At 69.1% G+C, this 24,867-nt stretch carries 21 protein-coding genes; 5 read left to right on the forward strand and 16 right to left on the reverse strand.

Going from position 1 to position 24,867, the window contains the following annotated elements:
* Positions 1 to 18: 18 nt before the first annotated feature.
* A complete protein-coding gene (locus ABD747_RS16345) occupies positions 19 to 4,608 on the reverse strand; it encodes a beta strand repeat-containing protein (protein WP_344806436.1) in 4,590 nt (1,529 codons plus the stop codon).
* A gap of 168 nt (positions 4,609 to 4,776) precedes the next feature.
* On the opposite strand from ABD747_RS16345, the gene ABD747_RS16350 reads away from it, so the two are divergent.
* Entirely contained in the window at positions 4,777 to 5,286 is a 510-nt protein-coding gene (locus tag ABD747_RS16350; protein WP_344806438.1) for a phage tail protein, read from the forward strand.
* A gap of 75 nt (positions 5,287 to 5,361) precedes the next feature.
* Here the strand turns inward: ABD747_RS16350 and ABD747_RS16355 are convergent, their stop codons facing one another.
* The 8 genes from ABD747_RS16355 to ABD747_RS16390 all read right to left on the reverse strand — a co-directional run bounded on the left by ABD747_RS16355 (position 5,362) and on the right by ABD747_RS16390 (position 14,202).
* A complete protein-coding gene (locus tag ABD747_RS16355) occupies positions 5,362 to 6,423 on the reverse strand; it encodes an adenosine deaminase (protein ID WP_344806440.1) in 1,062 nt (353 codons plus the stop codon).
* Positions 6,420 to 6,833 (reverse strand): cytidine deaminase, encoded by a 414-nt coding sequence (locus tag ABD747_RS16360; RefSeq protein WP_344806442.1) that lies wholly within the window; start codon positions 6,831 to 6,833, stop codon positions 6,420 to 6,422. The genes ABD747_RS16355 and ABD747_RS16360 overlap by 4 nt, the downstream gene beginning before the upstream one ends.
* Before the next feature lie 31 nt (positions 6,834 to 6,864).
* On the reverse strand, positions 6,865 to 8,175 hold the full coding sequence (locus ABD747_RS16365) for an ABC transporter permease (protein WP_344806444.1): 1,311 nt from the start codon (positions 8,173 to 8,175) through the stop codon (positions 6,865 to 6,867).
* Positions 8,172 to 9,350 carry an ABC transporter permease gene (locus ABD747_RS16370; protein WP_344806704.1) on the reverse strand — a complete coding sequence of 393 codons (1,179 nt, stop codon included), beginning with the start codon at positions 9,348 to 9,350 and terminating at the stop codon, positions 8,172 to 8,174. The genes ABD747_RS16365 and ABD747_RS16370 overlap by 4 nt, the downstream gene beginning before the upstream one ends.
* A 41-nt stretch (positions 9,351 to 9,391) precedes the next feature.
* The gene (locus tag ABD747_RS16375) at positions 9,392 to 11,047 is read right to left on the reverse strand and encodes an ABC transporter ATP-binding protein (RefSeq protein WP_344806446.1); all 1,656 of its coding nucleotides are present in this window, start codon (positions 11,045 to 11,047) and stop codon (positions 9,392 to 9,394) included.
* 244 nt (positions 11,048 to 11,291) lie between these two features.
* Positions 11,292 to 12,410 (reverse strand): BMP family lipoprotein, encoded by a 1,119-nt coding sequence (locus ABD747_RS16380; protein WP_344806448.1) that lies wholly within the window; start codon positions 12,408 to 12,410, stop codon positions 11,292 to 11,294.
* Between the two features lie 306 nt (positions 12,411 to 12,716).
* Positions 12,717 to 13,910, reverse strand: coding sequence for an amidohydrolase (locus ABD747_RS16385; RefSeq protein WP_344806450.1), 1,194 nt, complete (start codon positions 13,908 to 13,910; stop codon positions 12,717 to 12,719).
* Positions 13,911 to 13,965: 55 nt separating this feature from the next.
* On the reverse strand, positions 13,966 to 14,202 hold the full coding sequence (locus tag ABD747_RS16390; protein WP_344806452.1) for a hypothetical protein: 237 nt from the start codon (positions 14,200 to 14,202) through the stop codon (positions 13,966 to 13,968).
* A 220-nt stretch (positions 14,203 to 14,422) separates the two neighbouring features.
* Here ABD747_RS16390 and ABD747_RS16395 point away from each other — a divergent pair, with 220 nt between their 5' ends.
* A complete protein-coding gene (locus ABD747_RS16395; protein WP_344806454.1) occupies positions 14,423 to 14,848 on the forward strand; it encodes an Ltp family lipoprotein in 426 nt (141 codons plus the stop codon).
* Positions 14,849 to 15,132: 284 nt separating this feature from the next.
* Here the strand turns inward: ABD747_RS16395 and ABD747_RS16400 are convergent, their stop codons facing one another.
* Entirely contained in the window at positions 15,133 to 15,651 is a 519-nt protein-coding gene (locus ABD747_RS16400) for a winged helix-turn-helix transcriptional regulator (protein WP_344806456.1), read from the reverse strand.
* Positions 15,652 to 15,704: 53 nt separating this feature from the next.
* On the opposite strand from ABD747_RS16400, the gene ABD747_RS16405 reads away from it, so the two are divergent.
* Positions 15,705 to 17,003 (forward strand): MFS transporter, encoded by a 1,299-nt coding sequence (locus ABD747_RS16405; protein WP_344806458.1) that lies wholly within the window; start codon positions 15,705 to 15,707, stop codon positions 17,001 to 17,003.
* 41 nt (positions 17,004 to 17,044) lie between these two features.
* Here the strand turns inward: ABD747_RS16405 and ABD747_RS16410 are convergent, their stop codons facing one another.
* Positions 17,045 to 17,977 (reverse strand): serine hydrolase domain-containing protein, encoded by a 933-nt coding sequence (locus ABD747_RS16410; RefSeq protein ID WP_344806460.1) that lies wholly within the window; start codon positions 17,975 to 17,977, stop codon positions 17,045 to 17,047.
* 100 nt (positions 17,978 to 18,077) lie between these two features.
* On the opposite strand from ABD747_RS16410, the gene ABD747_RS16415 reads away from it, so the two are divergent.
* Positions 18,078 to 18,491 carry a VOC family protein gene (locus ABD747_RS16415; RefSeq protein ID WP_344806462.1) on the forward strand — a complete coding sequence of 138 codons (414 nt, stop codon included), beginning with the start codon at positions 18,078 to 18,080 and terminating at the stop codon, positions 18,489 to 18,491.
* Between the two features lie 54 nt (positions 18,492 to 18,545).
* On the opposite strand, the gene ABD747_RS16420 is transcribed toward ABD747_RS16415, so the two are convergent.
* Positions 18,546 to 19,154 (reverse strand): TetR/AcrR family transcriptional regulator, encoded by a 609-nt coding sequence (locus ABD747_RS16420; RefSeq protein WP_344806464.1) that lies wholly within the window; start codon positions 19,152 to 19,154, stop codon positions 18,546 to 18,548.
* A gap of 98 nt (positions 19,155 to 19,252) precedes the next feature.
* Here ABD747_RS16420 and ABD747_RS16425 point away from each other — a divergent pair, with 98 nt between their 5' ends.
* A complete protein-coding gene (locus ABD747_RS16425; RefSeq protein WP_344806466.1) occupies positions 19,253 to 20,272 on the forward strand; it encodes an aldo/keto reductase in 1,020 nt (339 codons plus the stop codon).
* A gap of 70 nt (positions 20,273 to 20,342) precedes the next feature.
* On the opposite strand, the gene ABD747_RS16430 is transcribed toward ABD747_RS16425, so the two are convergent.
* The 4 genes from ABD747_RS16430 to zwf all read right to left on the reverse strand — a co-directional run bounded on the left by ABD747_RS16430 (position 20,343) and on the right by zwf (position 24,865).
* The gene (locus ABD747_RS16430; RefSeq protein ID WP_344806468.1) at positions 20,343 to 20,813 is read right to left on the reverse strand and encodes an ester cyclase; all 471 of its coding nucleotides are present in this window, start codon (positions 20,811 to 20,813) and stop codon (positions 20,343 to 20,345) included.
* A 103-nt stretch (positions 20,814 to 20,916) separates the two neighbouring features.
* Positions 20,917 to 21,951: a cytochrome d ubiquinol oxidase subunit II gene (locus ABD747_RS16435; RefSeq protein ID WP_344806470.1), complete on the reverse strand. Its 1,035-nt coding sequence runs from the start codon at positions 21,949 to 21,951 to the stop codon at positions 20,917 to 20,919.
* Positions 21,948 to 23,378, reverse strand: a complete 1,431-nt coding sequence (locus tag ABD747_RS16440) for a cytochrome ubiquinol oxidase subunit I (RefSeq protein WP_344806472.1) — start codon at positions 23,376 to 23,378, stop codon at positions 21,948 to 21,950. The genes ABD747_RS16435 and ABD747_RS16440 overlap by 4 nt, the downstream gene beginning before the upstream one ends.
* Positions 23,379 to 23,458: 80 nt before the next feature.
* Positions 23,459 to 24,865: a glucose-6-phosphate dehydrogenase gene (gene zwf / locus ABD747_RS16445; RefSeq protein ID WP_344806474.1), complete on the reverse strand. Its 1,407-nt coding sequence runs from the start codon at positions 24,863 to 24,865 to the stop codon at positions 23,459 to 23,461.
* Positions 24,866 to 24,867: the final 2 nt, after the last annotated feature.

Here is a 24,867-nt window from a genome sequence, read left to right on the forward strand (position 1 = left end):
TGCACGGTCGGCGCCGACCTACTCGTGCGAGCCGTGCGCGAGGCGTCGCCGCCGCGCGATCAGCATCGTGGCGGCGCCGGCGAGCAGCAACAGGCCGCCGACGACGACAGTTGCCGGCCCGACGGGCGATCCGGTGGACGCCAGCGAGTCGTTGTCATTGCCTCCCGACGTGGATGTCGACGTGGATGTCGGCTCCGATGTGCTGGTCGACGTAGCGGTCGGTGATGGCGATGGCGACTCTGCCGGCGCGGCGGTCACGGTGACCGATGTCGGATCGCCCTGCCCGCCGTCCTTGTCGGTCGCGGTGAAGGCGGCGGCGTAGTCGCCCGCGGCGGCGTAGGTATGCGTCACCGGCGGATCGGCGGGACCGGTCAGCGACTCGACCGGCGACCCGTCACCCCAGTCGACGGTGTAGGTGAAGTCCGCCGACATGTCGGCAGACGAGGGGTCGTCGGCGCCGACCTTGATCGTGAACGGCACGCCGACGGTCGCGGCCAACGAGCCGGTCAACACGGAGTTAGGCGCCGTGTTGGTGACGAAGATCGTGCTCACCGCGGTCTCCTGCACCGATCCCGAAGTCACCCGCAGCGCGATCCGGTACGGCGTCGGCGTGTTCAGGCCGTCGTTGATCCCGAACGACTCGAGCTCGGCCCAGGTGAGCGTGGGCGAGGGGCCGGAGGCGTCGCCGAAGGTGCCGTCGTCGTTCAGGTCCCAGTCGTAGGTGTCCGCGCCGGGCGAGGACCCGGTGCCGTCGAGCGTGACACCCTGGCCCTCGGCGATGTCGTACGGCCCGCCGGCGGCGACCAGAAGCACGACGGTCTGGCTGACCGTGTTCGACGTGCTGTCCTGATACGAGTCGCTGCCGCTGTATTCCGCGACGACCGCGTGCGACCCCGCCCACAGCGCACTCGTCGTGTACATCGCGCGTCCGTTCGCGTCAAGGGCTGCGCCGGCCTCGACCACCGTTCCGTCGATGCTGAACGCCACCGTGCCGGTCGGCGTCGAACCCGGACCGGTCACCGTCGCGGTGAACGTGACGGGCTGGCCGAAGTTCGACGGCGAGCCGCTGGACGTCAGCACGACGCTGCTGGCTGCGGTGTTCACCCGCTGCACCAGGTCGGCGCTGACGCTGGGGGCGTAGTCGGTCGTCCCGACGTACCGCGCGGAGACGGTGTGCGCGCCACCAGCCAGCTGGGTCGAGGTGATGGACGCCGTGCCGTCGGCCGCGACCGGATAGGTTCCGGTGCCGAACGGCAGGCCGTCGACGACGAAGCCGACCTGGCCCTCGGTCACCGGCGCACCGCCGGCCACGCGGGTGACGGTGGCGGTGAAGGTGAGGTCGTCGCCGAATGTCGACGGGTTCGAGGATGAGGCCAGCGCGACCGCGGTCTCCACCTGGCCGACGGTGATGGAGCCGTCGGCCGACGTACCGGTGAAGACGTCGGTGCCGGTGTAGGTGCCGGTGATGGTGTGCGTACCGACCGGAAGACCCGACGTGTTCACCGTCGCCACGCCGGCGGTCAACGGCACGGGTGCCCCGAGCGGATCCCCGTCGACCGTGAACTGAACGGTGCCGCCGGTCGGGGTGGGCGTGCCGCTCACCGTCAGCGTGATCGGGACGGAGTCGCCGACGGTCGAGGTCGCGGGGAGCGTCAGCTGCCCGGTCGTAGCGACCTTCTCGACGTGCTGGTCGAGGGGCTGAGCCTGGCTCTCGGCGTAGGTCGTCGTGCCGGAGTAGGCGGCCGTGACCGCGTAGGTGCCCGCGGTAGCGAAGGTATGGTCGAGCACCGCCGTCCCGCCTGCCGTGAGCGCGACGGGCGCGCCCACCGGCGTGCCGTCGATGCTGAACTGGACCGTGCCGTCAGCAACCGGAACCGCGCCCGCGAGCACGCTGGCGGTGATGCTCACCTGCTGGCCGGGAATCGACGGATCGGTCGACGAGGACAGCATCGCCGTCGTCTCCACCAGCTCGACGACCTGGGGCAGGCTCGCGGGATCGCCGCTGTCGAGCGCGTCCGTGCCCGAGTACGCGGCGCCGATCGAATGAGTACCGGCAGCCAGAGCATTTGTGGTCAACGTGGCAACCCCGCTGCCGTTCAGTGGAACGGGCGCACCGAAGTTCGATCCGTCGATGGTGAACTGCACCGATCCGCCGGTCGCGGGGGCGCCGCCCGCCGTTACGGTGGCGGTGAAGGTCACGTCGGCACCGACCGTCGATGGATTGCGATCCGACGTCAGCGATGTCGATGTGCCGGTCTTGTTCACCACCTGAGTGACGCTCTTGTCACTGATGGAGTAGCGGTCGGTGCCGAGGTACGCGGCCGTGATGGCGTGGCTGCCCGCGGCCAGGGTGTCGATGGTCAGCGTCGCGGTGCCGTCGGCGTCCAGGTTGACCGGGCCGCCGAGCGGGGTCGCGCCGTCGCTGAACTGGACCTGGCCGGCGTCGACCGGAGCCGTGCCGGCCGTCACCCTGGCGGTGAACGTGATCGGCTGACCCACCAACGACGGGTTGTCACTCACGGTCAGGGCGGTGGCGGTCTCGACCTTCGTCACCTGCTGATTCAGATCGCCGTCGCTGGTCGCCAGGGTGGCGGTGCCGCTGTACGTCGCGGTGATCGGATGCGTCCCGGCGGTCAACGAGGTTGTGCTGACGGTGGCGATGCCACCCGCGGCGATCGGGACCGCCGACCCGAGGTCCGTGCCGCCGTCGGCGAACTGGACGGTGCCGGCCGTGACGGGGTCGCCGTCCACGTCGGTCACTGTCGCGGTGAAGACGACCTCGTCGCCCACGTGCGATGGGTTGAGGCTGGAGGTGAGCGCGGTCGTGGTCGGGATCAGGTTCACGACCTGATCGAGGTCGGCGTGGCTCTCGCCGAGCGTGCTGGTGCCGAGGTACGTCGCCCGGATCGGATGCGTGCCGACACTCAGGTTCGAGCTCGTGTAGGGCGCCACACCACTGGCCGACACGGGCACCGGAGCACCGAGGTCGGTGCCGTTGTCACTGAACTGCACCGACCCGGTGGTCACCGGGCTGCCGCCGGACGTCACGGTCGAGGTGAAGGTGACGGCCTCACCGACCGATGATGGATTCTTCGACGAGGTGAGCGAGGTCGCCGTCGGGCTCTGCGAGGTGATCGTCAGGCACCAGCCGTTCGCGATCGACCCGGCGTCGGCAGAGGCGTCGTCGAACACCCACAGGCTCCAGGTCCCGTTGGCGCTGGCCCCGTTGAAGGTCGAGAGCGTGGTCGCGCTGCTCGGCGCCGGCGCGGGCGCTGGGAAGCTGTCGACTTGCCCGTCCGGATCGTTGTCCGTGGGCTTGAAGGTGCCGCTGACCAGCGGATTCGGTAGTCCGCTCGCGGCGGCGTCGTCGAACGTCAGGTTCAGGTTGCTGACTGCCGGGCTGATGTTGTTCTGCGCCGGGTCGCTGAGCAGCAGGAGATTCTTGGCCGGAGTCGGCCCGGACAGCATGATGTCCAGGTCCGTCGGAGACGCATGCGAGAGCCCCTTCAGGGTCGCCGTGATCTTGGTGACCTGGCCGCTGAGCCCACTGACGAAGATGTTCGAGGGATAGGGAACCGCCTTGCCTTGGCTGGGTATGTCGATCGGGCCGGTATTGCAGTAGGTCTGGCCGGTGACCACGGTCTTGTTGTCGACCCGCTGGTCGACCGAGCCGTTGCTGCCCAGGAAGCCGGTCGCGCCGCTGTACGTCGCGACGATCGTGTGCGTTCCCTCGGTCAACGCAGAGGTCGTGACTCGAGCTGTCCCGCTGCCGTTCAGTGGCACCGGAGCGCCGAGGTTCGTGCTCCCGTCGGCGAACTGGACGGTGCCGGACGTCACCGCGCTGCCACCCGCGCTGACGGTCGCCGTGAACGTCACGGCGTCGCCGGTGAAGCTCGTGCTATCCGACGAGGCGACCGTTGTCGTCGTCGACACGGCCGCGGTCTCGGTGGTGAGCGACAGGCTCCAGCCTCCGGCGATGCTGCCGAGGTCGCCGCTGGTGTCGTCGACGACGTACAACGACCAGGTGCCGTTCGGGTTGCTGCCGGTGAAGGCGCCGGCCAGCGTGGTCTGACTGGACGGCGCCGGGGCGGGTGCCGGGAACGTGTCAGAGCTACTGCCCTGGTTGGTGGGCTTGTAGGTGCCGGTCGGAAGGACGACCTGACGAGGAACCGGCCCCGTGGCGCTGTCGGAGAACGTGAGATCGACGTTGCTGGCGGTCACCAATTGAGCATTGGGAAACGTCGGCGGACTGGGATCGCCGACATCGGAGACGACGATGAGGTTCTTTCCATCCGGCGCCACCAGCAGAACATCGATGTCGTTGAAGGCCGAATGGGTCACGTTGTGCAGGATGACGGTGACATTGGTGACCAAGCCCGTCATCCCGGAAACGGAGACATTCGACGGACACGGGCTGGCCTGCCCGATCTGGTTCGCCGATCCGGTCGCCGGGACGGCGATCGAGGTGGTGTTGGAGAACGTGTTCGTGCCGTCCGCCGCGGCGCTCGGGCTCCCGAGCACGATCCAGCCGAGTGCCAGCACGAACGCGGTCAGGAGTGCCAGAAGGCCGCGACGGCGCGGCAACTCTGCGCGACCGGTCGCCCTCATCGGCACACTCCCCCCGCGGAGCCGCTCGCCCGAGTGGAGGAATCAGGGGGTAGCGCGGTCTCCGCCGTCACGGCACACTATGTCGAGTTCCGGCCGAAATGGCTAGGTCTCGGGCCCGTCATTCCGTACCGCGACACCTCAATTCCCGTACTACGTAGGAGGCAGGTCGTGGACCCGTTCATCGGCGAGCTCAGGCTCTTCGGCTTCAATTTCGCCCCGCGCGGCTGGGCGCTGTGTCAGGGACAGCTGATGTCGATCAGCCAGAACACCGCATTGTTCTCGCTGCTCGGCACCATCTACGGCGGCAACGGCCAGACCACGTTCGCGCTGCCGGACCTGCGCGGACGTACCGCATTGAGCTTCGGCCAGGGATCGGGCCTGTCCAACTACGACCAGGGCCAGGTCGGCGGCACCGAGCAGGTGACCCTGATCGCGAACCAGCTGCCGCCGCACAACCACACGGTGGCCGCTTCGTCCGCGGCAACCGGCAAGAATCCGGCGAACTCGTTCCCGGCCTACAACGCCGACTCGTCGAACTACGGGTCGAGCGCTGACCTGACGATGAACCCGGCCATGGTGGGCGGCGGCGGCAGCTCGCAGCCGGTCGCCATCGCACCGCCCTACCTGGTGCTCAATTGGTGCATCGCCCTGGAGGGCATCTTCCCCTCCCGCAACTGAGTCACGCGCGCAACAACTCCCCGCGAGTTGTCAGGTTCTCAGCGAGCTATGGCTCGCTGAGAACCTGACAACTCGTCAGAAGGAGGTGATTCGCTCGACCAGGCGTCGCTTGAGGTCCCACGGAGCGAAGGCGCTCTTGGCTGCGTTCACGGCGAAGCGGCGGCAGTCCTCGACGCCCAGATCGAACTGCTCGGCGACCAGTCCCAGCTCCCGGCTGAGGTTGGTGCCGCTCATCAGCTGGTTGTCGGAGTTCACCGTGACCCGGAACCCGAGCGCGTCCAGCCGGGCGATCGGATGCTCGGCCAGCGACGGCACCGCCGCGGTCTGGACATTCGACGAGGGGCACATCTCGAGCGCGATCTGCTGATCGCGGACGTACGCGGCGAAGTCGCCGACGACCTCGTGCCCGTCGTCGGCGACGGTGACGTCGTCGGCGATGGCAACCCCGTGCCCGATCCGGTTGGCGTCGCAGAGACATACCGCGCCCCAGATCGAGCGCAGGTCGTCCGCCTCCCCGGCGTGGATGGTGTAGAACGCGCTGGCCTGGCGGAGCAGCTGGAAGGAGGCCAGGAAGCGCTCCGGCGGGAAGCCCTTCTCGGCTCCGGCGATGTCGAAGCCGGCCACGCTGTCATTGCGATACCGCACGGCCAGCTCGGCGATCTCCGTCGTCGGCTCCGGGACGTGCCGCATCGCGGTGACGAGCTGGCGGACCACGATCTCGTGGCCGCGCTCGGCCGCAGCGCTCATGCCCTCGGCCAGCCCGTCGCGCACCGCCTCGACGGCCTGCGCGACGGTGAGGCCGGCGCGGGTGTGCTGCTCGGGTGCCCAGCGCGCCTCGCCGTAGATCACCCCGTCGGCGGCGAGGTCCTCGACGAACTCCCGAGCGACGCGGCGAAGATCTTGCGCGCGCTGCATCACGGCAATCGTCTGGTCGAAGGTGACCAGGTAATCCACCAGCGAGCCGGAGTTGCAGGAGTCCACGAACCAGGTCCGCAGCGCGTCGGGATCGGTGGCCGGCAGCTCGTGACCGATCTCGCCGGCGATCTCGACGATCGTGGTCGGCCGCAGTCCACCGTCGAGATGATCATGGAGGCAGACCTTCGGCAGTGCGCGCAGCAGTTCGGGATCGAGGCTCATGAGTTACCATCCTGCCGCTCCCGCGCACGCCGGAGATGCTCGGGGCCGAACGCCATCGGCAGCACCTCCGCCATCGCGCGGGTGCCGTCCACGGTATCCACGAGAAGATCCGGTCCGCCGTGCTCCCAGAGCAGCTGCCGGCAGCGCCCGCACGGCATCAGCGGTTCGCCCCGGCCGTCGACACAGGCGAAGGCGACCAGCCGACCGCCACCGCTCGCGTACAGGCTGGACACCAGGCCGCACTCCGCGCACAGCGTGATCCCGTACGAGGCGTTCTCTACGTTGCAGCCGACCACGATCCGCCCGTCGTCGGTCAGTGCCGCCGCGCCCACCGGGTAGTGCGAATACGGCACATACGCGCTCGTCGAGACCTCACGGGCAGCCCGGCGCAGCGCCTCCCAATCGACCACGGCACTCACTTTCCTGGGATCGGGACGGCGGTCACGGCTTCTCGTACGGGATACCGTCCGCGGCCGGCGCCCGAACCCTGCCGACCAGGCCGGCCACGGCGATGATCGTCGCGATGTAGGGCAGGATCAACAAGAACTGGCTGGGCATCGGCGTGCTCAGGGTCTGCAGCTGTGAAGCCATCTGGGTGACGAAACCGAAGAACAGTGCCATCACCGCGGCATACACCGGGTGCCACCGGCCCATGATCAACGCGGCCAGCGCGATGAAGCCGTTGCCGACGGTGAACTCCTTGGAGAACGAGCCGGTCGAGGCCAGGGTGAAGTAGGCGCCACCGAGCCCGGCGAACACACCGCCGGCCAGCACGGCGGACCAGCGGATCGCCCGGACGCTGATGCCGACCGTGTCGGCCGCCTCGGGATGCTCGCCGACCGACCGGATCCGCAGCCCCCAGATGCTCTTGAACAAGATCAGCCAGACCACCACGACCGAGATCGCCGCCAGATAGGCGAGGATGGTCTGCTCGAACAGCACCCGGCCGAAGAACGGGATCTTCGACAAACCCGGGATGGCGATCGTCTCCAGCACCGGGGCCGAGTTGTACTTGTCGGCGGCGGGCTGTACCAGCTGGTCGAACAGGAAGCCGGTGATGCCGACCGCGAGCAGGTTCAGCACGACGCCGAGCACGACCTGGTTGACCAGGTACGTGATCGCGAACAGGGCGAGCAGGGCGGCCATCACCACCCCGGCGATGACGGCGGCGATCAGCGCGGCCGTGACCGACTGGGTGACGCTGCCGACCACCGCTGCGGCGAACGCCGCGGTCAGGAACTGGCCCTCGATCGACACGTTCACCACGCCGGAGCGTTCGCACAGCACGCCGCAGAGCGCACCCAGGACCAGCGGCGTGGCCAGCGACAGCGTGCCGGCGAACTGGTTCGCGACCGGGAACGGCAGGTCGCGCCCGGCCGCGGCCCAGGTCAGAAAGCCGATCACGACGGCGAGCCCGGCCACGACGGCCGCGATCACCGGCCAGAACCGCCGCATCCGACCCGACAGGAACGCCGCCCCGCAGAGCAGGCAGGCCACCGCGGCGATCGCGACCGTCGGAACTCCGGGAACCGTGATCGTCGGCAGCTGGACCGGGTCGAACGCGTCGGACAAGGCGAAGCGGGCCGAGCCGGTGGTGGACACCAGCAGGATCAGCAGCAGTACGCCGACGACAGCGATCAGGATGCCGGTCGAGCGCCGCTGCCGGCGCTTCTCCACCGATTCGACGTACGTGGGCTGGGCCCGTTCGACGGACCGCTCCGGGGCTCCGGACTCGGTGGCGCGCACGCTCATCCCAGGCCTCCTTCCATCGCCGGGACGGACGTACTCGGTTTCGTCTTGCGCGCCTTGAGGAACGGCACCAGGGTCGAGACCAGGGCGGGGGCGGCGACGAACAGCACGATCAGCGCCTGCAGCACCGTGGTGAGCGTCAGCGGGGTCTGGGCCTCGCTCTGCATCGCCAGGCCGCCCGCGTGCAGGCCGCCGAACAGCAGCCCGGCCAGCACGATGCCGAGCGGTTTTGACCGGCCCAGCAGGGCGACGGTGATCGCGTCGAAGCCGATGGAGCCGACCAGGCCGAGCGACAGCGGCACCGGCGTGCCGTCGACGCTCGGCGCCAGCGCCGCCTGCACCCCGGCCAGGCCGGCGAGCCCGCCGGCCAGCAGCATGGTGATCACGGTCGTCCGGGCCACGCTCATGCCGGCGGTCGCGGCGGCGTGCGGGTTCGCACCGACGGCCCGGATCGCGAATCCGGTGGTGGATCGCTCGAGCACCCACCAGTAGCCGACGGCGGCGGCGATCGCCAGCAGGAAGCCGAAGTGCAGCCGCGATCCCTCGATCCGCGCCAGGGTTGCGTTCCAGTCCACGATCGGCGAGATCGGGTCGGTCCGGCCGGGCCGCTGGAACGCGGCGGTTGTCAGCAGGTAGGCCAGCATGCCCGCCGCCACGTAGTTCAGCATGATCGTGACGATCACCTCGTGCGCACCGGTCCGGGCCTTGAGCCAGCCGACAATGCCGCCCCACAGAGCGCCACCCGCGATGCCGGCGGCGACGGCGACCGCCGCGTGGATCACCGGCGGCAGGTGGAACGTGAAGCCGACGTACGCGGCGAGGATGGCACCCCAGATCGCCTGGCCCTGGGCGCCGATGTTGAACAGCCCGGCCCGGAACGCGAGGCCGACGCCGAGGCCGGCACAGATCAGCGGCGCGGCCTGCGCGGTGGTCTCGGTGATCGGCTCCCAGCCGCCGATCGCGCCCTTGATCAGCGCCGAGTACGCGCTGGACACCTTCTCCCACGACGCCTGAATGGCATCGCCCGGGCGGGCGAAGAAGTAGGAGTACGTCTGCCGCACCTCGGTATCGGAGACGATCATCAAGATCGCGCCGACCAGGAATGCCAGCACGAACGCAGCGATCGTCGTCGCCACGTCCTGCCACAGCTTGGGCGAAGACCAGCGCTCCCGCAGCATCGCCGCGTACGACCGCTTCTGCTGCGGATCGGCGGTCCGGCTCATCGCGCGTCCTCCCCCGCTGCGTCGCTCTCGACGCGCTCTCGGGCGGCCGCCAGCTCGGCGGCCTCCTCCTCGGCGGCCGATGTCGTCGTCGCAGCCGCCATCGCCTCGTCCGTCGGCACCCCGGCCATCATCAGACCAAGCACCTCGCGGGAGGTGTCCGGACCGACGATGCCCACGATCTTCCCGCGGTACATCACCGCGATCCGGTCGGCCAGAGCCGAGACCTCGTCCAGCTCGGTGGACACGATCAGCACCGCGGTGCCGCGGTCGCGCTCGGCCACCAGCCGCTGGTGCAGGAACTCGATCGCGCCCACGTCGACACCGCGGGTGGGCTGGCTGGCGATCAGCACCGACAGCGGCCGGGACAGCTCGCGGGCGAGGACGACCTTCTGTTGGTTGCCGCCGGACAGCGATGACACCGGGGTCTCGATGGACTGCGTGCGGATGTCGAACTCCTCGACCAGGCGGTCCGCGGTCGAGCGGATGGTGCCGAGGTCCAGCGCGATGCCCTTGGCGTACGGCCTTTCGGCGAACGTGTTCAGGACCAGGTTCTCCGCCACGCTGAACGACCCGACGAAGCCATCGTGCTTGCGGTCCTCCGGGACGAATCCCAGTCCGGCGTCGATGGTCTGCTTCGGCGTCGCGTTCGTGATCACCCGACCGTCGAGCCGCACCTCGCCGGACGTCACCGGGGTGACACCGAGCAGGGCCTCCGCCAGCTCGGTCTGCCCGTTGCCCTGGACACCCGCGACACAGAGGATCTCACCGCCACGGACATCGAGGTCGATGCCGTCGACGACGATCGCGCCGCTCGGACCGGCGACCGAGACGTCCTGCAGCGTCAGCCGGGGCTCGGCCGAGACCTCGGTCTGCTCCTTGGCCACGGTCAGGCTCACGGCACGGCCGACCATCAGCTCGGCGAGCTCGGCCTCGGAGTCGGTCGGCTGTGCCGTGCCGACCACCTTGCCGCGCCGGATCACGGTGATCTTGTCCGCGATCGCGCGGACCTCGCGCAGCTTGTGGGTGATGAAGACGATCGCCTTGCCCTCGTCGCGGAGCGAGCGCATCACCGCGATCAGCTCGTCGATCTCCTGCGGGGTCAGCACGGCAGTCGGCTCGTCGAAGATCAGGTACGTCGCGTCGTTGGCCAGTGCCTTCAAGATCTCGACCCGCTGCTGCACCCCCACGGGCAGATCCTCGACCACCATGTCGGGGTCGACCGCGAGGCCGTACCGGTCGCTGAGCTCGCGCACCAGCCGCCGGGCCGAGCGCATGTCAAGCACCCCTGCACCACCGGGCTCGCGACCGAGCACCATGTTCTCGGCGACGGTGAACACGTCGACGAGCATGAAGTGCTGGTGCACCATGCCGATGCCGGCCGCCATCGCCTCCTTCGGGTTGCGCGAGGTGTGCGGCCGTCCGTCGACGGTGATCGTCCCCTCGTCCGGCTGCAGCAGCCCGTAGAGCACGTTCATCAGGGTCGACTTGCCCGCGCCGTTCTCGCCGAGCAGACAATGGATCTCGCCGGGCAGGATGTCCAGGTCGATCCGATCGTTGGCGACCAGCGATCCGAACCGCTTGGTGATCCCGCGCAGGCGCAGTCCCGAGTGTTCGGCGTCGGTGGGCACCGTCTCGCTGATGACCTCAGTCACAGCCCGATCCTCTCATCGTGCCACTGGCAACGCCCTTCGACAGGCTCAGGGCACGCACACCGCCCTTCGACAAGCTCAGGGCGCGTACCCGTTCGGCCGGTCCGAGGGCCCGGATCTCGACCTGCACCGACGCTGCGCGGCCGTGGAGCGGAGGGTGAAACGCGCTTTCGTTTCACCCTCCGCGACGAACGAGCCGGCCTCAGCGCAGCGGAGCGCTGGAGCGAGGCTTGCCGAGCGCTAGCATTCAGCTCGTCGGCTGCGACTTCGACGTGATCTTGATCTTGCCGGAGACGATGTCGCCCTTGAGCGCGTCCAGCTCCGACTTCAGCTCGGCCGGGACCTTGGCGTCGAAGTCGTGGAACGGAGCCAGACCGGTGCCGTTGTTCTCCAGCGTGCCGATGAAGGGCTCGTTGGAGAAGCTGCCGTCCTTCGACGCCTTGATCGCATCGGTCACCGCGACGTCCATCGCCTTGTAGACGCTGCTCATGATCTGCGAGCAGTACTGCTCCGCACTGACACAGCCGTCGGTGTCGACCCAGATCGCGTTCACCTTGCCGTTGCTGGCCTTGGCCGCCTGCAGGCCACCGATGCCGGCCGGCCCGGCGACGGGGAAGATGATGTCCGCACCCTGGCTGATCAGACCCTGGGCGACCCGCTGGCCACCCTTGGTGTCCTCGAAGTCACCGGTGAACTGGCCGTCCTGCTTGGCCGCGTCCCAGCCGAGGACGGCGACGTTCTTGCCCTTCTGCTGGTTGTAGTAGTCCACGCCCTGGGCGAAGCCGTCCATGAAGATGGTCACGGTCGGGATCTTGGCCCCGCCGAACGTACCGACCTTGCCGGTCTGGCTCATCCCGGCGGCCAGGTAGCCGGCCAGGAAGCTGGACTCGGCGGTGTTGAAGACCAGCGGCTTGAGGTTCTTCACCGCCGGGAACTTCTCGGTGTCGTTGTAGTCCACGATCGCGAAGTCGATGTCGGGGCTCTTCTTCGCGGCCGCCAGCGTCGCGTCGCCGAGCAGGAAGCCGACCGTGACGATGATGTTGCACTTCGCGTCCACCATCGACTGGATGTTCTTGGCGTAGTCGGCGTTGGCGGAGGACTCCACCTGGCCGGTCTGGATGCCGAGCTGCTCCTTGGCGTCGGTGAGGCCCTTGTAGGACGTCTGGTTGAAGGACTTGTCGTCGAAGCCGCCGGAGTCGGAGACCATGCACGCCTTGAAGTCGGAAGCCCCTCCACTGGCGGCGCTGCTCGGGGCCGCGCTGGCCCCCGGGCTCTCGGTCGTGCTGCCGGGCGGCTGTGCACAGCTGGACAGAGTCAGGGCGAGGGCGCTGAGCGCCACACCCGCCGCGACGATGAGCTTCTTCACGTCGTCCTCCTGGGCTGCTTCGGTGATTTCTTCGGCCCGGACCGCCTCTGGCGGTGGTTTCTTTCCCCCGGGTCCGGGTGGCACTCTAGCCCGCCCAGCCCCCAGTTGAACCCGTCTGCGACCAGATTGGGGCCGTGGAAACCTGATTGTGACGTGCGGGCTTTCTCAGCAACCGCCCGTCCGACCCGTCGCGCGCCGACGTCGGATCCCTCCGCTCGATTCGGATCCCGTGCAAAGGATCCGAACCGACCGGGGGGATCCGAACTGACCGGAGGGATCCGAACCGACCTGAGCGATCCGAAGACCTCAGGAGGATCCGCTCGTGCTGGCGAGCTCGGTCAGCACCTTCAGCCCGGTGCCGATGCACTTCTCGTCGACGTCGAAGGTCGACTGGTGGATGTCCGGCGCGGACCGCGCGCCGGCCGGCCGGACGCCGAGCCGGGCGAGCGCCCCCGGCACCTGCTGCAGCATCCAGGAGAAGTCTTCGCCGCCGAGCGACTGCTCGGTGGTGCCGACGCTGCCCCGCCCGAGGACGGCCTTGGCCGCCGCCGAGAACCGCTCGACCCCGCTGGCGTGGTTGACCGCCGGCGGCACACCGGCGGTGATCGAGACATGAATCCCGACGCCGTACGGTGCCACGACCTGGGTCGCCAGCGAGGTGATGATCTGCTGCGCGTCGCGCCAGCCGTGCACGCTCAGCGCCCGTAGGGTCCCCTCGATCTCGCCGCTGGCGGGGATGGCGTTGGTCACGTTGCCGGCGTGGATCCGTCCCCAGACCAGCGAGACCCCGCTGCGCGGGTCGACCCGGCGGGTCAGGAGCAGCGGCATGGTGGTGGCCAGTGCGCCGAGTGCGCCGACCAGGTCGCCGGTGAGGTGCGGTCGCGAGGTGTGGCCGCCGGAGCTGGACAGCCGGATCAGCACGCTGTCCACGGCCGAGGTGATCGCGCCGGTGCGCAGCGCGATCCGGCCCACCTCCGTCCGCGGGTCGCAGTGCATGGCGTACACCTCCGACAGCCCCTCCAGCGCGCCGCCGTCGATGGCGTCCAGCGCTCCACCCGGGCTCGTCTCCTCGGCCGGTTGGAAGATCAGCCGGACCCCGTGGTCCAGCAGGCCCTGCTCGCGCAGCTGGGTCAGGATCAGTCCCACCCCGAGCACGATGGCGGTGTGCACGTCGTGGCCGCAGGCATGACACACCCCCGGGATCACCGACCGGTAGGGAACGTCGTTGGCCTCCTGGATCGGCAATGCGTCGATGTCGGCGCGGAGCCCGACCAGGGGCGGCTCGGTGCTGCCGTCGGGCAGGATGTCGCACAGCGCCCCGGTGCCGACCTCGAGCAGCTTCGGCGCCAACCCGGCCGCCGTGAGCGTGTCGATGATCAGTTGGGTCGTCCGGTGCTCGGCATGGCCGACCTCGGGGTGGGCATGGATGTCGCGACGGATGGCCACCAGCCGGTCGTTCAACCGCTCCGCCGCGCGGGTGATCATCTGCCGTCGGTGCACGGGCGTTAGTTTGGCACGTGGCCGACCGGCGTCGGGACCGTCGCGGGACCGCGGTTCAGTCGGTGAGCCAGTGCACCGCGCTGCGCGCGGCCTCCTCCGCCTCGACCTGGGTCGGATAGCGGTGCTCGGCGAAGTAGGCGACGTCGTACCAGGCGCCCATGTCCTCCGGATCGCGCCGGAACTCCTCGAAGCCGTACGTCCCGTCCGGCCGGGCGAACACGTCGACGCAGCGGTTGTGCTCCTGGGTCTCGTAACTCGCCAGGATGGTCCAGGTCGGATCGAGATGGGTCACGCTCGAACCTTAACCGCGCCCGGATCTCGTGCGGACGTGCAGTGGTGCATTCTGTGCGAACGCCGGGATTTCGCGTCTCGCACTCGCGCGCTGAGGCGCATCGATCGGGGGTTGTGTTCGGGGGTTGACGCACGATCGGGATCAATACGGTGCACCGACGCCGCAGCAATTCATCCACAGCCGATCCACCGGCCAGATCACCCGTCCAGGAGACAGTTCAGTGCCCAGTTTCACCAAGATCCGCCGCGCTGCGGTCGCCGTCGTCGCCAGCCTCGCGGTTCTCGGCGGTACTGCTGCCGCGGTTGCTGCGCCGGAGGTCGCGTCGGCCTCGACCACCAGCCATCACAAGCATCACGCCACGCGCGCCGAGAAGCAGGCCGTCGGCATGGCGAAGGACTACCTCAAGCACATGCCGTTCTCGAAGAAGGGGCTCATCGAGCAGCTCCAGTACGAGGGCTTCACGCACAGCCAGGCTGTCTATGGCGTCAACCATGTCAAGGTCAACTGGAACACCCAGGCGACCAAGATGGCCAAGTCGTACCTGAAGTACATGCACTTCTCACGCTCCGGTCTGATCCAGCAGCTGGAGTACGAGGGCTTCACCCACTCCCAGGCGGTCTACGGCGTCAACCACGCCGGTCTCTGACCGGCACGCAGCGACCCCCGGGCAGTACGCTCGGGGGTCGCTGCTTTTCACCGACGCATGCAGACCCGATGGCGAATCTCCACCGACGCCTGTCCCGCCGGCGCGGACGCGATGTGCTTGGCTGGTGGGGCGGGACTCGAGAGCGTCCGGAACAGAGGCACCAGTCGTGAATGACCGAGCAGGCACGGGCGACGGCCTCGGGTCGGACCCGGTCCGCGCTGCGACAGACCCGATCGCGGGAGAACTGGTCAGCAAGGCTTTCGACTAGGACGGCGGACGGCCGGCTACGCCCTCCCTTGATCGACGCCCGGCGGGCCCCCTGCCGACAGGTTCACCGCGCGACCCTGCCACCGGCCGGGCCGCGCCCAGACGACGTTGCCGACCTCGAGGGCTGCGCCGCAGTTGTCGCAGAACTCGACCCTGTCCGTGCTGTGTCCGCAGGTTCGGCAGGAGACCGTGAAGACCGGCTCCTCTGTCGACGAAGGTCGGTGGGCGTGCGACCAGGCGGCGTACGCGTGCAGGATGGGCAGCGCGTCAGCCGCGGCGCCGGTCGGGACGTACTCCTGACGCGGCCGATCCCCCTGGGAATAGGGACGCTGGACCAGCAGCCCGTCGGCGACCATCGCCGCCAGCCGGGCGGCGAGGATGTTGTCGGACGCGCCGACCCTCCGCTTGAACTCGTCGAAGCGCCGCGCCCCGGACAGTGCCTCGCGCAGGATCAGCAGGGTCCAGGGATCCCCGACGACGTTGATCCCGCGCGCGATGGGACACGGCTGGTCGCTCCAGTCCGAGCGTTGCGGCATCGAATCCTCCCAGTTTGCTTGCTTGAAGAAAGCTTAGCTCGTACGATGTCGCCATGCTAGCTTTCGTCAAGAAAGTGAATGAAGCCGCAGCCGGGCCCGATCAGTGGTCCGTACGTCGACGGCTCGTCGTGGCCGGCACCCTGCTCGGCGCACTGGCGGTCGGTGCCGCGGCCGGCGCGGGCAGCCCGCTGTTCGTGTACGAGCAGAGCCGTTGGCAGTTCCCCGACTGGATGCTGACCGCTCTGTTCGCCGTGTACGCGCTCTCGCTGCTGGGCACGCTGGTGGTGGCCGGTTCCCTGTCGGACCACGTCGGCCGCCGGCCGGTGCTGACCGGCGCCCTGCTGGTGATGCTGGCGGCGTCCGTGCTGTATCTCAGCGCCGACGACGCCGTGTCGTTGCTGGCCGCCCGAGCGCTCCACGGTGTGGCGACCGGCGCCGCGCTGAGCACCTTCACCGCCTTCGTCGCGGAGTCGGTGCCGCCTGCGAGTCGCGGCACCTATACCCAGCTGGCCGGGACGGTGCCCATCAGCGGACTCGCGCTCGGCGTGCTGGTCGGTGGACTCGCGGTGTCGAGCGGCGACGCCCCGGTCCACACCGTCTTCATCCCGTTGTTGGTGGTGTACCTGCTCGCGATCGTGGCGACGCTGGCCACCCCGGAGACCGTGAGCCGCGCTCCCGGCGCGCTTCGCTCGCTCGTTCCTCGGGTGGTGGTGCCGGCGCCGCTGCGAGCGGACTTCCGGCGGTTCATCCCGCTGGTCGCCGCCACTTGGATGACCACCGGGCTCTTCCTCGGGCTCGTCCCCGCGCTCAACAGATCGGTGTTCGGCATCACGTCGGGCGTGACCAGCGCGCTGATCGTCTTCCTGCAGCCGGCGGCGGCAGCAGTTACCGGCATCGTCGCGAGCCGGATCGCGGCGGGCCGGGCAGCACTCCTCGGAGCGTCCGGCGTGACCGTCGGTGCGCTGGCCGTGATGGCCGGAGTCGCGGGTCACCAGCTGCCACTGTTGATCATCGGCGCCGTGCTGGGTGGGTTCGGCAACGGGGCCGGATTCGCCGCGGTGCTGCGGTTGCTGAGTCCGCGGGCCGCGCTGCACGAACGAGCCGGACTGGTGGCGGCGATGTTCGTCGTGGCCTATCTCAGCTTCGGCGTGCCGGTGCTGATCTCCGGTGCCGCTCTCGGTCCGTGGGGTTTCGGATCGACGGTCGCCGTCTACTGCCTGGTGCTCGCCGTGCTGGGCGGCATCTCCGTGGTTCTGCTGCGAACCGGCGATCGCCGGAGCCGGGCCGTCCAGCCGACCCCTGCCAGCCAGCCGGTTGCCGTTGGCCGACCCTGTGGCGGACAGACCGGATGACCACCGCCCAGGTCAGGACGAGCGGTTCGCGACCGGGCGGTTCAGCGAGCGGCGAGGGCGGTGGCGAGACCGGTGCCGGCGTCGCTGACGCTGCTTGCGGTGGCGCCGACGCTGAGGACGGCCACGGCGATGCTTCGTTCGGGGATCCGGACGGTCTTGGCTTGCCAGGTCGACCAGCTTCCGCCGTGGCTGACGACGCGGCCGTGACTCGTCGGCGTGATCCGGACACCCCAGGCGTAGTCCACTGGTGATCCGTCCGTCAGCTGGGTGGTCGTCTCGGCGAGGCGGTGGACCTCGGCGCCGAACGCTCGAGCGTTGCACGCCTCCAGCCATCGCAGCAGGTCGTCGATCGAGACCCACAACGCGCCGTCGCCGATCGTTCCGGGCGGGTTTCGGCAGCCCGGAACCTCGACGGGCGGGCCGCCCAGGCGGGTGTGGTTCATCGTCAGCGGGCCGAAGAGCGTCGTCGCCGCAAGGTCGGCGATCGGCCGGTCCAGGCTCCGCGACAGGCACTCGGCGAGCAGCACGTAGCCGGTGTTGTTGTAGGAGTACCTGGTTCCGGGCGCGGCCCGCGCGGTGGGCCGGAAGCGCTGGAAGCGCTCGATGACGTCGGTGTTGCTACTGGGGTCACCGTCACTGAACTCGACGACGTCGGCCAGTCCCGAGGTGTGGTGGATGAGGTGCTGGACCTGCACGAAACCGGTTTGGGCCGACAGCTCCGGCAGCCATCGGGAGACCCTGTCGATGGGCTGGAGGGCGCCGTCGATCACCGCGCGGGCGAGGAGGATGCCGATCATCTGCTTGGTCACCGATGCGCCGTAGAACTCCGACGCAGGATGTACGCGGGTGCCGGCATAGCCGCCGCGACAGACGACCTCCGATACGCCTCGAACCGCTGCACCGATGGCCACGGCGTCGGCGTCGAGGTCGGCGAGCGTCGAGGCCAAGACTTCCGTCAGGTCGAGATCGGCCACCCACGCATCATCCCAATGGCGCGTGGGCGGCCGGGCGTGGATAGTCCCGGGCGTGGATAGTCCCGGGCGTGGATAGTCCCGGGCGTGGATAGTCCCGGGCGTGGATAGTGATGGTGTGGAGATCCAACTCGCGATGGTCGTGCTGGAAGTTCGAGACCTCGACGCCTCGGTCAGGTTCTATCGGCAGCTGGGCCTGGACGTTCCTGACCCGATCGGCGATCGGCCGCTGACGGTTCATCGCATGGGTAGCGGTGTCAGCCTCCTGCTGACGACATCATTCGCATCGCGGTACGACCCGGCGTTCGAGCGTCCGATCAGCGGATACCAGCAGCTGCTGGAGTTCTACGTCGGCGAGGACGCGGCGGTGCGGTCCGTCTGGGCGAGCCTGATCGACGCCGGCTATCGCGGGCGGATGCCCCCGACCAAGACGAGCGGACCCTTCGCCGCCATGATCGACGACCCGGACGGGAACGTCGTTCTGATCACATCGGACGAGGCGGCCCGGCCGGGTTGATCGCCACCGGCGGTGATCGGCGGGCCGGCTCGATCGTGCGACGTCGTCCGCGGTCTACGTCGTCGCCGGCGTCACGGCCAGCCCATCGAGGAGTACGTCGGTCATGCGCTTTGCACGATCGTTGCTGACGGCGGGCCGGGTGTCGACGGGCGGTGCGTCGGCGAGGCGGCTGAGGGCGTGGATGAGGTCCTCGGCTCGGATGTCGGGGCGGATGGTCCCGTTCGCGGCGCCCGCGTCGAGGATCGCCTGAACTCTCGGCGCGAGCACGCCGAGGAACTGCGCCGGCAGCGGCGCGTACGCGGGGTCCCCCGAGTGGAGCGCGCTCGCGAAACCCTGCTTGGTCGCGACGAACCGAGCGAGGCTGTCCGCCCAGAGCCGGATTGCCTCGGCGGGCGGATACTCGGCGGAGAGCCGATCCGCCTCGGCCGCCGTCGCGTCCAGCTCGCGGCGGAACACCGCGATGATCAGGTCGGAGCGCTGCGGATAGTTGCGATAGATCGTTCCCACCCCGACGCCGGCCCGGGCGGCGATGTCGCGCATCGGGGCATCCACACCGGAGTCGGCGAAGGCGGCCTTCGCGGCCTGGAGCACCGCCTCGGTGTTGCGCACGGCATCGGCCCGTTTGCGCCGAGGGAGGCCGCCCGGCGGCTCCGGTGAGCCCATCAGCACCCCCTCGATGACAAACGGAACGATGATCCGTATATTAGCGGAAGGCTGTTCCGCTTTGCTCAGCCTAGCCGTCCTGCTCGATGGGAGAAACCATGCACTACCGCCCGCTCGGCCGAACCGGCATCCAGATCTCGCCGTTCGCGCTCGGCGCGATGATGTTCAGCTCGTTCGGCACCAGCGATCAGGCCGAGGTGAATCGGATGGTGGGGCGCGCCCTCGACGCCGGTGTCAACCTCGTGGACACCGCCGATGCCTACGGTGACTCCGAGGAGATCCTCGGCCGCGCGCTCCAGGGGCGCCGCGACCAGGTCGTGCTCGCGTCCAAGTTCGCGCGCCCGATCGGCGACGCCGTGAACCACCGGGGCGGGTCGCGCCGCTGGATCATGACGGCGGTCGAGAACTCGCTGCGCCGGCTGCGGACCGACCACCTCGACCTGTACCAGATGCACCGGCCGGATCCGGGAACCGACATCGAGGAGACCCTGTCCGCCCTCAGCGACCTCGTGCACAGCGGAAAGGTGCGGGCGATCGGATCGTCCGACATGCCCGCTTCGGAGATGGTCGAGGCGCAATGGGTCGCCGAACGCCGCGGGCTCGAGCGTTTCCGCACCGAGCAGCCGCACTACTCGCTGCTCGACCGGACGATCGAGCGCGAGGTCCTGCCGGTCGCCCAGCGCTACGGCATGGGAACGGTCATCTGGAGCCCGCTCGCCAGTGGCATGCTGACCGGACGCGTACGCCGTGGGCGGGAGACCGATCTGCGCCGCAATCGGCTGTTCGCGGCCCTGCACGACGAGCGTCGGATCGACGCGGTCGAGGAGTTCATCGCCCTCGCCGGGGACACCGGGATGTCGCTGACCCACCTGGCGCTCGCCTTCGTGATCGCGCACCCGGGCGTGACCGCCGCACTCATCGGCCCCCGCACGATGGAGCAGCTCGACGACCTTCTCGCCGCGGCGGAGGTGGCGCTCCCGGACGAGGTGCTGGACCGGATCGACGCCATCGTCCCTCCCGGCACAGGGGTCGGCCGGATGGACCAGGAATACAACACGGCTCCGATCGTCGATGCGCGGTTGCGGCGACGGCCGGTGCCGGAACGGTCGGCGGCGTAGGTTCATGACCTCGGATCCCGACACCGCCGCACGATTCGGCTCGAGCCTCGCGTGCGGGTTCGGCAACCGACTAGGCCGAGTCCGTCGATCCGCTCGGCGCCGACCGATCCGCTGCTGACGGCTCCAGCTGACGCCTCAGCGCGGCAATATCCATGCTGGTCCAGTGCTCGATCAGCTTGCCGTCCCTCACCCGGAAGATGTCGATGAACTCCCACTCCACCTTGTTCCCGCTCGCCGGATGTCCCCACAACTCGCCGCGATGGGTTCCGCGGAATGTCTTGCGGGTGGCGACGAGATCACGTTCGGCGAGTTGCTCGTTGATCTCCATCGTCGCGTCCGGAAACCCCTCGAGCAGCTGGCCGTAGAAGCTCTGGAACCCCGCTGCGGGCCCATCCCGGTCTGCGGCGATCGGCCGTCCCTCGGGGGCATAGTGGTTGGCGAAGTCCGGATGGAAGATCTCATCCGCGAAGCCGAGATCATGCCGGTTCTGGCACACCTCGACGAACCGGGCGACGACCTGCTTGTTGTCTTCACTCGACATTGCGCACACCATCCCCTTCGACGCCGGCCGGGCACCACGACCAGATTGCTCGGTCGGCGTCGATCTGTCACCCCACGGGGCGAGCGACGTGAGTGAACGGGCGCTACTCGGCGCCGGCCGCGTCGGATACGTCGGCGACGCCCTCCTCGGGCAGCAGCTGCCGGCGGTCGAGGACGTACAGCAGCACGAAGGCGGGGCCGACCAGGACCGCCAAGACGACGACGGCCACGGTGAGGGCGGCGAGGGTTCCCGACGGCGCGGCGGCATCGGTGACGGTGACGCTTTCCGGCAGCAGGTACGGCCATTGGGCGAGGCCCCAGCTGACGATCACGCCCGCGACGGCGAGCACGGCCAGCAACCGTGCCCCGCGGGCCGCGCCGCGGAACAGCAGCATCAGCGCGCCGAGGCCGCACAGGATGCTCAGGACGACGGGCACCAGCGCCCGCGAGGTCAACCCGGCGAACACGTACGGCGCTCCCGCGTGGACCGCGACCAGCCCGGCGGCCGAGACGACGGCGGCGACGACCGCGGCCGCCACGGCCCGGCGCCGGAAGTAGTCCGCGAGATCGGCGTCGCCGGCCGCGCGGGCGTCCCAGACCAGGTAGACGGCGGCCAGGTAGGCCGCCAGCACGACGGCGAGCACGCCGGTGCAGAGTGACACGGGGTTCAACCAGCTGTGCACGGGATCGCCCGCCTTGCCGCCGGCCGGGACCCGCCCGGACGCGATCCCGCCGGCCACCGCTCCCATGCAGAACGGGACCAGGATCGACGAGCAGGCGAACGCTGCACCGAAGATCCGGCGATAACGAAGCGTCGCCACGGTCTTGCGGAACGCGAAGCTCGCGCCGCGCATCACGATGCCCAGGGCCGCGATGGTCAACGGAACGAACATGGTCAGCATGATCGACTGGTAGGCCTCGCTGAAGGCGGTCCAGGTGAGCACGAAGATGAAGATCAACCAGACGTGGTTGGCCTCCCAGACGGGCCCGATCGAATGCTCGATCAGTGCCCGAGGTCGCGCGCCGCGCGCGGCGCCGCCGGCGGTGAGGTCCCAGAAGCCGGAACCGAAGTCGGCTCCGCCGAAGACGGCGTAGAGCACGAGGGCGAGCAGCAGGACCGCCGCGACGAGGGTGCTCATGCCGTCGGCTCCGGCGCCGGCGCGTCGTCCTCGGTCTGCTCGGGTGGGCCGTAGGGCGTGTCGACGAAACCGCCGGCGCGACGGAAGCGACGACTCATCGAGCGCAGGATCACGATGGTGGTGACGGCCAACGTGAGATAGAGCAGGACGATCGCGACGAAGGTCATCCAGACGCCCTGGTTGGCCGTGGCCGCGTCCTCGACCCGCATCACGTTGTAGACGATCCACGGCTGGCGGCCCACCTCGGTCACGATCCAGCCGGCTTCCATCGCGACGATCGCCATCACGCCGGCAGCGGCCGCCAGGAGCAGGAACGCCTTGCTCTGCGGCATCCTGCGGCGGAAGACCCAGCTGATCGCGTACCAGAGGGCGAGCAGGAACAGCAGCGTGCCGAAGCCGACCATGAGGTCCCAGCACAGGTGGACGATGTTCGTTGCGCGGATCGTCGGCCGGTCCGACGCCGGCACGGTGTCGAGACCCTGGACGACGGTTGCCGGGCCCGTGCTCGGGTCCGACAGCCACGAGGCCAGGCCGGGGATCGGGATGCCGCCGACCACCTGACCCTCCGAGTTCAGGTGGCCCAGCAGGGTCTCGGGCACGTCGGAGCTGGTGGTCGGCACCATCTCGATCACGGCGAACTTCACCGGCTGGTTGTCGTAGACCCAGCGGGCGAGGGCGTCACCGACACCCATCTGCACCGGAGCCGCGATCGCCGCCACCGTGAACGGGATCAGGAAGCCGAGCAGGTGGTAGCGATCCCGGCGACCGCGCAGCAGGGCGGTGGCATACACCGACGAGATCAAGAAGCCGCCGACCAGGTACGCGGCCACCACCATGTGTGCGGCCTGCAGCGGCATGGACTTGTTGAAGATCACGCCGATCGGATCGACGGCGACGACCGCCCCGGCCGAGTTCAGCGTGTAGCCGCCCGGAGCGTTCATCCAGGCGTTCGCCGCGACGACCGAAACCGAGCCGAACACGCCCGCGATCACGATCGGCATCCCGGTCCAGAAGTGTGCCCAGGGCTTCAGCCGACGCCAGCCGAAGATGTAGATCGCGACGAAGATCGCCTCGGTGAAGAAGAAAATGCCCTCGAACGCGAACGGCACGCCGAACGCCTCACCCCAGGCCCCCATGAATTGCGGCCACAGCAGGCCGAACTCGAAGCTGAGCACGGTACCGGTAACGGCACCGACGGCGAACGTCACCGCCATGTACTTCGACCAGCGCTGCGCCAGCATCAGCGCCGCCGGATCGTCGTGCCGGATGCCCTTCAAGTTCGCGATCAAGGTCATGAACGCCCAGGACACACCCAGCGGGACCAGGATGATGTGGAACGCCAGCGTGAAGGCCATCTGCGACCGCGCCCACGCGACCGGGTCGACCTCGAGAACCGGCAGGGCGATGACGACAGCTGCCACATTCACGTTCGGTGCTCCTCGAGGACGGTGGTGGTCGTGTGCGGCACCGCTTCGCTCCTGGATCCGTCCCGCTCAGGGCTCGACGGTCAGACGACCCAGGGTCCGTGCCAGCCGCCGTAGTCGGCCGTCAGCTGGGCGGCGGCGGCCGGTCCCCAGGTGGCCGGTTGGTACGGCTGGACCGGTGGCGGACTCTCCACCAGCGGTTGCAGGATGCGCCAGTTCTCCTCCACCACGTCCTGCTTGCTGAAGCGCGCCATCCGGCCGATCATCGCCGCGTGCAACAGCACCTCGTAGGGCGTCGGTCCCTCGCCGCCCTCGTCGGCGAACTCCATGTCGAGCGTGATCGGCTCCGGCCGCAGACCGGTGGCGCGGCGGGCGTCGAGCACGATCCGGATGCCGGTGCCCGGATCGAGCTTGACCACCAGCTCGACGTTGCCGGGCCGGTGGCCGCGGTCCAGGCCGAAGCCGAAGTCGAACTCGGGTGGCTCGCGGAAGATCACCCGGACCTCGGTCTGGGAGACCGGCATCAGCTTTCCGGTCCGGATGAAGAACGGCACACCCGACCAGCGCCAGTTCTCGATGTCGAGCCGGAGCGCGGCGAACGTCTCGGTGGTGGAGTCGGGCGCGACCCCGGCGATGGCCGTGTAGCCCTCGTGCTGGCCGCGGACGTAGTTCTCGGGCTCCGCGGTACGGATCGCACGCAGCAGGCTGATCTGGGCGAGCCGGATCGCGTCCCCGCCGCTGCCCGGCGGCGGTTCCATCGCGGTAGCGGCGACGACCTGCATCAGGTGGTTGACCACCACGTCCCGCAGAGCCCCGACCGGGTCGTAGAAGTGGCCGCGGGTCTCCACCCCGAACGCCTCGGCCATCGTGATCTCGACGGACTTGACGTAGGTCCGGTTCCACAGCGGCTCGAAGATCGAGTTGGCGAAGCGGAGGTAGAGCACCTCCTCGATCCCCATCTTGCCGAGGTAGTGGTCGATCCGGCACAGCTGCGACTCGTCGATGTAGTGGTGGAGCTCGGCAGCCAGGGCACGAGCCGACGCGAGGTCGTGACCGAACGGCTTCTCCACCACCACCCGTGAGGTCTTGGTCAGGCCGGCCTCCGACAGGCCCTTGATCACGGTGGCGAACAGGAACGGCGGAATCTCGAGGTAGTACACCGGGTTGTCGAATCCGCGTACGGCGTCGGCCACTCGCTGGTAGGTCCGCTCGTCGGCGAAATCGCCCGACAGATAGGACAGGCGACCGGCGAACCGGGCGAAGACCTCCTCGTCGAGCTGACCCAGCTTGGCGAGGATGGAGCTGCGGGCGCGCTGGATCAGCTGCTCGGTGGTCCAGTCGTCGACGGCGACGCCGATCACCGGGCAGGTCAGCAGGCCACGCCCCTCCAACTTGTACAGCGAGTAGAAGGTCATCACCTTCGCCAGGTCGCCGGTGATCCCGAACACGACCAGCGCATCGGCTTCGGCACGTGACTCGTCCGTCGTCATGG

The organism is Microlunatus ginsengisoli, assembly GCF_039537205.1.
GTDB classification, from domain to species: Bacteria; Actinomycetota; Actinomycetes; order Propionibacteriales; family Propionibacteriaceae; genus Microlunatus; species Microlunatus ginsengisoli.

Bases quoted from the DNA above. Each gene is read 5' to 3' on its own strand.
- ABD747_RS16345 (WP_344806436.1), bottom strand. From the start codon at position 4,608: ATGAGGGCGACCGGTCGCGCAGAGTTGCCGCGCCGTCGCGGCCTTCTG.
- ABD747_RS16355 (WP_344806440.1), bottom strand. From the start codon at position 6,423: ATGAGCCTCGATCCCGAACTGCTGCGCGCACTGCCGAAGGTCTGCCTC.
- ABD747_RS16365 (WP_344806444.1), bottom strand. From the start codon at position 8,175: ATGAGCGTGCGCGCCACCGAGTCCGGAGCCCCGGAGCGGTCCGTCGAA.
- ABD747_RS16370 (WP_344806704.1), bottom strand. From the start codon at position 9,350: ATGCTGCGGGAGCGCTGGTCTTCGCCCAAGCTGTGGCAGGACGTGGCG.
- ABD747_RS16400 (WP_344806456.1), bottom strand. From the start codon at position 15,651: ATGCCGCAACGCTCGGACTGGAGCGACCAGCCGTGTCCCATCGCGCGC.
- ABD747_RS16405 (WP_344806458.1), top strand. From the start codon at position 15,705: ATGCTAGCTTTCGTCAAGAAAGTGAATGAAGCCGCAGCCGGGCCCGAT.
- ABD747_RS16420 (WP_344806464.1), bottom strand. From the start codon at position 19,154: ATGGGCTCACCGGAGCCGCCGGGCGGCCTCCCTCGGCGCAAACGGGCC.
- ABD747_RS16425 (WP_344806466.1), top strand. From the start codon at position 19,253: ATGCACTACCGCCCGCTCGGCCGAACCGGCATCCAGATCTCGCCGTTC.
- ABD747_RS16430 (WP_344806468.1), bottom strand. From the start codon at position 20,813: ATGTCGAGTGAAGACAACAAGCAGGTCGTCGCCCGGTTCGTCGAGGTG.
- ABD747_RS16435 (WP_344806470.1), bottom strand. From the start codon at position 21,951: ATGAGCACCCTCGTCGCGGCGGTCCTGCTGCTCGCCCTCGTGCTCTAC.
- zwf (WP_344806474.1), bottom strand. From the start codon at position 24,865: ATGACGACGGACGAGTCACGTGCCGAAGCCGATGCGCTGGTCGTGTTC.